Here is a 9068-nt window from a genome sequence, read left to right on the forward strand (position 1 = left end):
TGCTGGATGTCGGTGGGGCAGCTCGCCGACGTCAGCGGGATCGGCGCGGGCGTCGCGGCCGTCGCGGGCCCGGCGGCGGCCAGGAGTCCGGCGCCCGTGACGGCGACGGTGACGAACAGCGCGGTCCAGCCGCGTAGGCGGCTCGATCGGGGGCGCGTGCGCGCGCCCCGTCTCACCGGACCGAAGGGTCGGAACATGGACGACCTCCGTTATTTCCGAATGCGTTACAGAACATGGGGGAAATTCCCGTCGGCGCCGGTCCGCACGTCGTTCCTCGGCGAGGTCCGCGGAATTGATTCCCTTTTCTCCGCAGTCAAGCCGATTCGGGCGTCCGCCGATTTCCGACGGGCCGCCCCGGAACCGAACGGGCCGGGCACCGGCGAACGCTATGCGGATCACCGCACCGCCGGAAGTCCGTACCGGGCAGCGGAGTTGAGGCAGTCTCGTCCCACAGCCGCGACCTGCGACTTGGGACGGAAGAGCTCTCGAATTGGAGTCGACCAGACCCTTCCGCCCGACCGGCGCCACCCCGCCGGAAAGCCGCCGCACCGCCGCCGCCGATGCCCCACCGGGGGCGGGGAACATCTTCCGTTCCCGTTCCATTTCGCATGCCGCGCCTCGCTTTCCGCAAGGCCGCGGATGTGACAGCATCCGGTGCCAGCGGGGTCGCGTGTTCCGATCACGGAAAGCCGGGGTGCCGAACGGAAAGGGTCCGGCTCCCGGAGCGCGAGGATGGGGGATGACCGTGGGGACGTCATGGAAGCCGCTGCCGGACGGACTGTCCGCCGCCGAACGCGGACTGGTCGAGATGCTGCGCCAGGTCAAGGACGCCAACGAGCTGTCTCTGACCGGCCTCGCCGCGGCCACCCACTACAGCCGCGCCTCCTGGCAGCGCTGGCTCAACGCCGAACGCCCCGTCACCGCGCAGGCGGTGGACAGCCTGGCGGCGGCCGTGCGGTGCGACGGCGGCGCCCTGCGCGAGGCTGCCGCCGCGGCCCTCGCCGACCGCGGGGCCGGCACCCGGGACGGGGCGGGCCCGGGCGAGGCAGCCCAGGGGGAAGCAGGCCGGGGCGCAGCAGACCAGGCCGAAGCGGAACGGGACGGCGTCGCGGGGGTGTCGGGCGGCGCAGCTCCCCGCGGCGATCCGGAAGTGGCGGCCGCCCCGGTCGGCGCCCCGGTTCTTGCCTCGGCCGCTGCCCCGGCCGCCGTGCGGGGACCGGGCCGCCCCGGGAGCGTCGCGACGGCGGCGGCAGCACCTGTACCCGGCGAAGAACCGGGGGAAGACCGCGAGCAAGGGCACGCGGCGGCGGCCCAAGCCGCCACCGGGCCAATGGCGCCGGCCGCCCGGCCGCGGTGGACCTGGCGGATCCCGTCTCCCTACCGTTTACCCGCGGCGCTGACGGCCGTCCTGCTCGCAGCCCTGGCGATCGTCGGCAGGACGGCCGTGGACGACAACGGGCACACCGGCGAGGCCCGCCCGCGTCCCACCGTCACCGCGTCCGTGCTCGCGGGCCCGGGGCAGATCAGCACCTGCCGGGCCGAGGGCTGCTACGACCAGGACCCCCAGCGGCTGTGCGGCCGGGACGAGCGCACCGTCACGCTCCACGTGGTGGAAAAGGCCGTGGTCCTCATGCGCTACAGCCCCTCCTGCCAGGCCGCCTGGGCGAAGATCGTGTACGCCGCGCCCGGCGACACCGTCACCATCTCCAACGGCCTCGGCCAGTCCGCGAACGCCCTTGTCCACTGGGGAGGCGACAACTACTCGCCGATGGTCAGCGCCGTGAACGCCAAGTGGCTCGAGGTGTGCGGGACCGAGACCGACAAGGCGACGGCCTGCACCGCCGCCGTCCCGGACACCACGGCGGGCCTCGCCGCACCCGCGCCGGCGATGCCCCCGTCCCCCGCTCCGAGGACCACTGCCCCGCCACCGTCCGGGCACCCTTCCCCGACCGGGGCGGGTAGGCCGACCGGGGCGGGTAGGCCGGCGGGGGTCGGCGTCGCCGCCGACACGCACCACCGGGAAGGCAGTTCGGCCCCACCCGGCAGTAAGGGCGGAACGTGATCGCCATCGGTGGTCCGGCCTGGCGGGCTTGGCGGGCTTGGCGGGCCTGGGGGTCCGGCCCGGCCGGCGGGCCGCAACGGGACGCGCGGGCGGGGTCGTTGTGCGCCCCTGATCGGCCCTGGCGCCTGCCCTGCGGCCGCGGGCGAGTGCGCGAAGGACGCCGCATGTGCGGGGCCGTCCCATCCCACGTACGCTCGGAGCAGGTGTGCAATTGTCGCAAAAGGGTTAATTCGTAGATCACCGGGACTGACCGGGCGGAGGAGTACGATGCCTGCTTCCGACGCGACCGAGCATTCCGTCTCGACTCCGCACGGCCGGATATCCGCCGTCGACCATGCCGGCGAGGAACCCGCCTTCGTGCTGCTGCACGGCTACCCCGACGACTCCCACGGATACGAAAAGCTCGTTCCCGAGCTCCGGCCGCGCCGTGTCGTCACGGTCGACTTCCTGGGGTACGGGGATTCCGAGCGCTCGCAGACCCGCCCGATGGACGCCGGCCAGCGGACGGCGGAAACCGCGGCGGTGATGGACCAGATGGGCATCGGGCAGGCGGTTCTCGTCGGACACGACGGCGGGGGACCGGTGGCGGTGGACTACACGCGGCAGAATCCCGACCGGGTGGCCAAACTCGCCCTGATGAACTGCTACTACGGCCATTCCGACACCCTGACCTTCCCGGACCTCATCCAGTTGTTCTCCGACGCGCCGCTGGCGGACCTCACCGACGGGCTGCTGGGCGACCCGGCGCAAGCCCTGTGGCTGCTCGCGCACACCGCGGCCCAACTGGGCTACGACGTCTCGGAGGAGATCCTCACCCGGGCGGTGCAGCCGCAGTTCTTCGGCAGTAGCGAACAGACTGATGCGCTTGCCGCGATTCGCGCGTGGACGGCGAGGATTCCGATGGACCTGGACGCCCAGGACCAAGTGATCTCCGATGGCGGACTCGCCGCCGTCCGGACTCCCGTCGAGGTCGTCTTCGGGGCCCAGGACCACTACCTCGACCCTGATGTGGCACGGCACTTGGCGGGACTGTTCCCCGATGCGCGCCTCACCCTGGTGGAGGGCGCCAGGCACTGGGTGCAGTCGGACCGCTCGCAGGAAGTCGCCTCCGTGCTGAGGGAAGCGGCCTAGGCCGTGTCTGACAAATCCCGCCTGCCCCGCGACGCCTGGCACGCGCGCTCGCTGCGTTGTCGGGGTCGTCCGAGTAGCCCACTACGAGGACACCCCTCCGCCTTGCGATCGCACGCACCAGACGCCGCGGGGCCCCGCCCTGCGGGCGGACGGCGCTATTTGTCAGACACGGCCTAGCTGCACTGATCACGAGCGCGGAGGGGACATCATGACCGAACCCGACGATCTGAGCCGGCGCAACGCGGACTTCGCCGCCGACCGCTTCATCGCCGACCTGGGCATCAACCCGAGCGGCAACCTGATGGTCATCGGGTGCGTGGACCCCCGCGTCGACCCGGCCGGCGTCCTGGGGCTCCGGCAGGGCGAGGCCGCCGTGATCCGCAACGTCGGCGGCCGGATCACCCCCGCCACCCTCCGCACGCTGGCGATGCTCAAGAAGGTCGCCGAGGCGAACAAGGGCCCCGGTACGCCGGGGGAGTTCACCATCGTGGTCCTGCACCACACCGATTGCGGCATGACCGATCTGGCGGCCTTCCCCGACCTGCTCGCCGAATACTTCGAGATCCCGGTCGCGGAACTCGACAGCAAATCGGTCAGCGACCCGCTCGGGTCCGTCCGGGCCGACGTGGACGTCGTCCAGCAGAAGGTCCGCCGCCCCGCCTCGCGGGTGACCGGCCTGGTCTACGACGTGACTACCGGCCTGGTCGAGACGGTCGTGCCGCCCACGCCGCTGCGCGCTCCGTGATCGGTGCGGCCGGAGCGAGGCAGCGGTCCGCCTCCGGTTTCAGCTCCGGTTCACCACGCTAGACGGTTCTCAGGCGGGATCGCCCGCCGATTTCCTCTCGGCGGCGAGCCCCTCCGGGTCCGGGGCGGGGCGTCGCGGCTCCCGCACCCCGGCCGACCCGTCGGCGCCGGCACCGCGGAAGCGGACCCGGACACTGTCCCACCGGTACAACTCGGTTCCCGGCGAAGGATCCTGCTCGGTGACCAACCACACACCGGGCCAGGTCAGAGCCGCCAAGGGCGGACCATCGGGGTCCGGTTGAGCCAGTGACAGGCCGGCCTCGTGAGCGATCCCGCTCGCCTCGGCAACCGTTTTTCCCACGACATCGGGGACGATGACGACGTCCGCGTGACGCTGCTGATTCATGCCACGAGTATGGCCGCGCAAGCACGGCCCGCACCTACCCGTGCGGGCCGCGCCCGTCTTCGACGCGGGCCCGTCCGGCGACCGGAGACGGCGGTTACGCCGCCGAGTGCGCCACCTTCGGCCTTGCGATCACCGGGTCCGGTGGTGCGGCGTCACCGGGTCGAGGTGCGGCGGCGCAGGTGGATGACACCTCCGCTGCTGGCGAAGTAGAAGAGCGGCAGAAGGACGAACGCCGCGAGGGCGATGCCGGGATTGACGGCCCAGCCGAGTCCGCCGCCGAGGAGATAGACGACGACACCCGCGGCGGAGCGGCCGATCCCGTGGGGGACGAAGCGGGAACTGGTGGAGGAATCGAGAAGACCGGCGCCGCGGCCGAGATGGAAGTAGATCAATACCCAGCTGGTGCACATGGCCGCGGCGATGATCGCGTAGAGCACGACGGCGGCACGTACGTCGGCACTGTCGAACTTCTCCTGCAGCGCGTCGGCCAGCACGCCGGTCGGGAAAGGCAGTGAAGCGGTGGTGAACAGCAGCGCGAGGTTGGCCACGTGCAGTTTCCGGTCCATGACGCGGATGTGGGTGAATGCCTGGTGATGGTTGAGCCAAATGACACCGATATAAGCGAAGGAGGTGAAATACCCGACGTAGACGGGCCATTGATGCAGCAGGCCGGACAGGAGTTCACCGTTCCTGTGCTCCGGGGTGTGCATCTCCAGGGCAAGGATGGTGATGGCCACGGCGAAGACCCCGTCACTGAAGGCCTCCACCCGGCTGGTGTCCGTCACCCGGAAGGCGCCGGGAGACCCGGACTGTCCCGGCTGCGCGGTGGGGCCGGGGGTCCGGCTGGGATCGCTGGCCATGAGGCGTCCTTTCGACTGGTGCGCGAGCGGCGCGTATGACACGGGCGGGGGCCCGTCGCATCCGTCTATCGCATCGAGGGCGCCTGGGAGGCATCGTGGCGGCGCGCCACCGCCCGCGCCGCCGTAGCGGGACTCATGTGGTGAGGGCGGTGTCCCCAGCAAGCCGGATCCCGGCGTGGACATCGGCTTGCCCTGACCGGCGGGGACGGTGAGCGTTGCCGGCTCGTCGCCGCGACGGAGGCACCGGACGGGGTGCGGACCGTGGAAGCCGAAGCGGTGCTTCTCGACCGGTCGCCGCTGGCGGTGGGGGTGTGGGACACCGGCACCGGACTGCTGTGGTCGAACCGCACCTGCCGGGAGGTCATGGGCCCCGACGAGGCGAACGCCTCGACGCTGTCGCGGCGGCAGGCCCAGCGGATTCGACCGCCATCGAGCCCGTGGTCCGGATGACGCTGCCGTCCCACGAGCCGGTCGGCACGAGCGGAGCGGGCGGCCACGCCACTGCCTCAGCGGCATCTCCAGCAGCCGCTGGCCGGACTGCCCCACGACGTCCTCGACCCGGCACCCGAGCAGCCGCCGCACGGAGTCGGGAGGCCGGGTCCGGCGCCTCGGCCGGGGCGATCGCCCGGGGGAACGGTGGATCGGAAAAGCGGCGCCGCCCACCGGGATCCGGTGGGCGGCGCCGCTGGGTGCGCCGGTCAGGCGCGGCGGCCGTTGACGACGCGGTAGAGGGCCAGCAGGATCATCGATCCGACGATGGCGGCGATCCAGGTCGACAGGTGGAAGAAGCCGTTGATCGAGTGGACGTGGAAGACCACCTTGCCGAGCCAGCCGCCCAGCAGGCCGCCGGCGACACCGATCAGCATGGTGATGAAGATGCCGCCCGGGTCCCTGCCGGGCATGAGGGCCTTGGCGATGGCTCCGGCCAGCAACCCGATGATGATCCACGCGATGATACCCACGGCTCTGCTCCTCTATGGCAATGACATGCTCTCGTCGATCACCGTCTGCACTGGTCCAGCGCCTTCAAACCTCCCCCCGAGAACGTCAGCGGACCGCGACGCGGGGCACGTACCAGAGGCAGAGGGCGACGAGCGCGGTCGCGACCGCCAGGCAGATGCCGGTCTCGATGAGCTGGAGCAGCGGCAGCTGGCCGGGATCGAGGCTGCGGCCGTACTCGCCGACCAGACCGTTCGTCCGCAGGCACGCGTCGAACTCGACGCGTGGGGCACACGCCGGAGAGGCGGTGGTCAGGCTGCCGTCCGCCCGGACCAGTCCGCCGCCCAGATGCCAGCCGTCCAGGGGTGGCAGGGGGTAGACCGGGCCGGCGCTGGTCCGGATGTGCGCGGGCAGCAGGTGCGGGCGCAGCGCGCCCAGCGCGAGCTGGAGGCCCTCGACGGCCGCGGCGGCGACCGCGACCGCGGGCAGGGTGCGGCGCAGCAGCATTCCCGTGGCCGCGCCGACGGTCAGGGCGAGGAGCAGGTGGGCGACACCGACCGGGCCGACGTACGCGAAGAACGACCAGTCGTCCCAGGAGACGTTGGTACGCCACACATGACCCTCCGCGCCTGCGGCGTGGTGTCCGCGCCAGCTGCTGTACCACCACCAGGTCACCGGCACGGTGAGGACGACTGCGGCCAAGCCGGTGACGGCGCCGGCGGTGCCGATCTTGGCAGCGGCCCATTCGCGCCGGCCCACCGACTGCGTCCAGGCCAGTCGGTGGGTGCCGTTCTCTATGTCCTGGGCGAACAGTGGCGCGCCGATCAGCGCGCCGACGGCGACCGGCAGGAAACGCAGCACCGACGGCGCCTGGTCGAAGAGCAGGTGGACGGTGCCCCCTTCGGGCGACTCGATCACGCCGCTGCCGCTGCCGTTGCCGTTGTCCGAACAGAGCCCGGCCATCCGCTGGCACGTCCGTACCGTGTGGTGGATCTCGGCGACGAGCTGGTGGTGCTCCCACACCGCCCAGAGCGCGGCGAGGACGGCGACGGCCGCCACCGTACGGAGGACCGCCCGGTGCCGGCGCCAGGCCAGCCAGAACGCGCCGGCCGGCCGGGGGAGCGGGACGGGCAGCGCGAAGGGCAGCCAGGCCGGGCGGTACCCGCTCGGAGTCCAGGCGAGGCAGCGGCCCAGCGCGCTCATGCCTCCGGCCTTCCGCCGCGGCCGGGCAGGCCCCGGCGCCGGGCCCGCCCGGAGCCGCGGCTGACGCTCCGGCTGCGTCCCGGCTCTCCGCCGGCCGGTCGGCCGGTTGCGGCGGGGGTGTCGCCGCCGGGATGCCGGCGGGGGTCGTCGACGGGTGCGAGCAGGGGCGGGGCCTGCGGGTTGCGCAGGTAGGCCAGCAGGATGTCCTCCAAGGTGGCGGGCTCGGCGCTCTCGGCTCCCTCGGGGGACACCGGCAGTTGGAGCATCGCGGTGAGCTGGCGGCCGGTGGTGCGGGCCTCGACCACGGTGTGGTCGCGGAACTCCGGGGGGAGCGCGGCGGCCGGGGCCCGGGCCGCGATCCGGCCGGGCGGGCCCGCGGACGGTTCGGCGAGGGTGCGGGTGACCCGGGTGTGGGCGGCCTGGACGAATTCGACGTCGTCGGCCACCAGCATCCGGCCGTGGGCGAGCAGCAGTACGTAGTCGCAGACCAGGTCGAGTTCGGCGAGAACGTGGGACGACATCACCACGGTCGTGCCGTGCTCGGCGGCCGTGGTCATCAAAGCGGCCGTCATCGCGTGCCGGCGCAGCGGGTCCAGATCGGCCATCGGCTCGTCGAGCAGGAGCAGGTCCGGGCGTTTGCCCAGGACCAGGGCCAGCGAGAGGCAGGTGCGCTGGCCGCCGGACAGACGGCCGACCCGGGCGGTCAGCGGCACGTCGGCCTCGGCGACGACGGCGTGCGCGGCGGCCTGGTCCCAGCGCGGGTTGAGTTCGCGGCCCAGCCGCAGGGTCTCGGCGACGGTGAACGACCGGTGCAGTGGCCGGTCCTGGAGCAGCACCCCGACCAGCGCCCGGGCCTCGGGCGAACCCGGTCGCCGCCCGAGGACCCGCACGCTTCCCTCGGCCGGCCGCAGCAGTCCGGCGGCGACCGCCAGGAGTGAGCTCTTGCCGTCGCCGTTCGGCCCGACCAGGCCGGCTATCCGGCCGCGCGGGACCTGGACGTCGCAGTCGCGCAGCGTCCAGCCGGTCTGATCGCGGATGCCCAGGCCGCGGGCCTCCAGCGCGGGCGAGTGCGGATCGCCGTGCGCGGCGGGAAAAGCAGGTCGGGCGGTCACGGTGCCTCGCTCACCTCTGGGCCCGGGCGTCGAGGCCGCGCGGGAAGGCGTCGTCCAGCGCGGCCGACACCAGCGCCGCGACATCCTCCCGGGCGAGTCCGGCCTCGCGGGCCGCGCTCACCCAGGTGCGCAGACCCTCGCGCAGCGGCGAGTCGGCGGCGGCGCCGGGCTGCGCGAGCGACCTGCGCACGAAGGTCCCGACGCCTTGGCGGGCCTCGACGAGGCCCTCGTTCTCCAGTTCGCGGTACGCCTTGAGCACGGTGTTCGGGTTGATCGCGGTCGCGGCCACCACCTCGGCCGCCGAGGGCAGCTTGTCCCCGGGCATCAACTGGCCCAGCCGGAGCGCCTGTCTGGTCTGCTGGACGATCTGCTGGTAGGCGGCGATGCCGCTGCGGCGTTCGATACGGAAGGTCACCACCGGGCGCACTATACCCCTAGGGGACCGGTGGACTGCGGCCGGGCTTCCCGGCTGCCCGGTTTCCCGGCGGGGGCCGTCCGGCGGAGCGGGCCCGGCGCAGCCGGCGGGCCGGTCGAGTGCCTCGGCCGTCGGGCCGTGAACCGTCCCGGCCTTCGCCGCCTGGTCCGGCTCGGTACGCCGCTCGGATGCCTCC

10 protein-coding genes are annotated in these 9068 nt (G+C 72.8%); 4 read left to right on the forward strand and 6 right to left on the reverse strand.

Features of this window, described 5'->3' with window-relative positions; all coding sequences use genetic code 11:
* The first annotated feature begins 739 nt into the window (after positions 1-739).
* The 3 genes from GA0115240_RS26685 (at position 740) to GA0115240_RS26695 (ending at position 3938) form a co-directional block, all read left to right on the forward strand.
* Positions 740-2062 carry a DUF2690 domain-containing protein gene (locus tag GA0115240_RS26685; RefSeq protein ID WP_093740461.1) on the forward strand — a complete coding sequence of 441 codons (1323 nt, stop codon included), beginning with the start codon at positions 740-742 and terminating at the stop codon, positions 2060-2062.
* A gap of 267 nt (positions 2063-2329) precedes the next feature.
* Positions 2330-3193, forward strand: coding sequence for an alpha/beta fold hydrolase (locus tag GA0115240_RS26690; protein WP_093740463.1), 864 nt, complete (start codon positions 2330-2332; stop codon positions 3191-3193).
* A gap of 208 nt (positions 3194-3401) precedes the next feature.
* Entirely contained in the window at positions 3402-3938 is a 537-nt protein-coding gene (locus GA0115240_RS26695) for a carbonic anhydrase (RefSeq protein WP_093740465.1), read from the forward strand.
* A gap of 69 nt (positions 3939-4007) precedes the next feature.
* Here GA0115240_RS26695 and GA0115240_RS26700 read toward each other — a convergent pair whose 3' ends face one another.
* A complete protein-coding gene (locus tag GA0115240_RS26700; RefSeq protein WP_093740467.1) occupies positions 4008-4343 on the reverse strand; it encodes a PASTA domain-containing protein in 336 nt (111 codons plus the stop codon).
* A gap of 152 nt (positions 4344-4495) precedes the next feature.
* Positions 4496-5203 (reverse strand): TMEM175 family protein, encoded by a 708-nt coding sequence (locus GA0115240_RS26705; protein ID WP_093740469.1) that lies wholly within the window; start codon positions 5201-5203, stop codon positions 4496-4498.
* 261 nt (positions 5204-5464) lie between these two features.
* Here GA0115240_RS26705 and GA0115240_RS26710 point away from each other — a divergent pair, with 261 nt between their 5' ends.
* Positions 5465-5653 carry a hypothetical protein gene (locus tag GA0115240_RS26710; protein ID WP_141708977.1) on the forward strand — a complete coding sequence of 63 codons (189 nt, stop codon included), beginning with the start codon at positions 5465-5467 and terminating at the stop codon, positions 5651-5653.
* A 248-nt stretch (positions 5654-5901) separates the two neighbouring features.
* On the opposite strand, the gene GA0115240_RS26715 is transcribed toward GA0115240_RS26710, so the two are convergent.
* The 4 genes from GA0115240_RS26715 to GA0115240_RS26730 form a co-directional block, all read right to left on the reverse strand.
* On the reverse strand, positions 5902-6165 hold the full coding sequence (locus GA0115240_RS26715) for a GlsB/YeaQ/YmgE family stress response membrane protein (protein ID WP_093740473.1): 264 nt from the start codon (positions 6163-6165) through the stop codon (positions 5902-5904).
* An 85-nt stretch (positions 6166-6250) separates the two neighbouring features.
* Entirely contained in the window at positions 6251-7345 is a 1095-nt protein-coding gene (locus GA0115240_RS26720; protein WP_093740475.1) for a hypothetical protein, read from the reverse strand.
* Positions 7342-8382: an ATP-binding cassette domain-containing protein gene (locus GA0115240_RS26725; RefSeq protein WP_256069993.1), complete on the reverse strand. Its 1041-nt coding sequence runs from the start codon at positions 8380-8382 to the stop codon at positions 7342-7344. The genes GA0115240_RS26720 and GA0115240_RS26725 overlap by 4 nt, the downstream gene beginning before the upstream one ends.
* 85 nt (positions 8383-8467) lie before the next feature.
* The gene (locus GA0115240_RS26730; protein ID WP_093740479.1) at positions 8468-8872 is read right to left on the reverse strand and encodes a GntR family transcriptional regulator; all 405 of its coding nucleotides are present in this window, start codon (positions 8870-8872) and stop codon (positions 8468-8470) included.
* Positions 8873-9068: the final 196 nt, after the last annotated feature.

This window comes from Streptomyces sp. DvalAA-14, from assembly GCF_900091855.1.
In the GTDB taxonomy this organism is placed as follows: Bacteria; Actinomycetota; Actinomycetes; order Streptomycetales; family Streptomycetaceae; genus Actinacidiphila.

Coding starts and splice junctions, on each gene's coding strand:
- GA0115240_RS26690 (WP_093740463.1), top strand. CDS start 2,330: ATGCCTGCTTCCGACGCGACCGAGCATTCCGTCTCGACTCCGCACGGC.
- GA0115240_RS26705 (WP_093740469.1), bottom strand. CDS start 5,203: ATGGCCAGCGATCCCAGCCGGACCCCCGGCCCCACCGCGCAGCCGGGA.
- GA0115240_RS26685 (WP_093740461.1), top strand. CDS start 740: ATGACCGTGGGGACGTCATGGAAGCCGCTGCCGGACGGACTGTCCGCC.
- GA0115240_RS26695 (WP_093740465.1), top strand. CDS start 3,402: ATGACCGAACCCGACGATCTGAGCCGGCGCAACGCGGACTTCGCCGCC.
- GA0115240_RS26720 (WP_093740475.1), bottom strand. CDS start 7,345: ATGAGCGCGCTGGGCCGCTGCCTCGCCTGGACTCCGAGCGGGTACCGC.
- GA0115240_RS26700 (WP_093740467.1), bottom strand. CDS start 4,343: ATGAATCAGCAGCGTCACGCGGACGTCGTCATCGTCCCCGATGTCGTG.